1 protein-coding gene is annotated in these 299 nt (G+C 45.8%); it reads left to right on the top strand.

Features of this window, described 5'->3' with window-relative positions:
- A partial coding sequence (locus AAEY62_RS21600) for a transposase zinc-binding domain-containing protein (RefSeq protein WP_350636442.1) occupies positions 1-299 on the top strand: 299 nt, incomplete at both ends.

The raw sequence follows: 299 nt of genomic DNA, 5'->3' as shown, positions 1-299 counted from the left end.
ATGAGCGGCTTGCACCTCGCTGATATTTTAAATTCTGGCCTTGGGAATTATCGGCAGCACCACATAATGAGTTATCAGCAGTTACGAGTCTGCCAACACCTTCAATCATGCAGAACGGGACAGCTCGGTTATCAAGCATGGCAATGTGATAACTGTAGTGAAGTACAACAAATTGGATGTAGCTGTCGAGATCGACATTGCCCACGTTGCCAAGGTATGGCAACGGCTAAATGGGTGCAAAGACAACAAGAGGATTTATTATCGTGTCGCTATTTCCACCTTGTTTTTACGCTCCCGCA

The sequence above is a fragment of the Pseudoalteromonas sp. GW168-MNA-CIBAN-0100 genome, assembly GCF_040309225.1.
Lineage (GTDB): Bacteria > Pseudomonadota > Gammaproteobacteria > Enterobacterales > Alteromonadaceae > Pseudoalteromonas > Pseudoalteromonas arctica.
The sequence above is the reverse complement of the archived record's forward strand: the minus strand, read 5'-3'. Positions and strand labels throughout refer to the sequence as shown.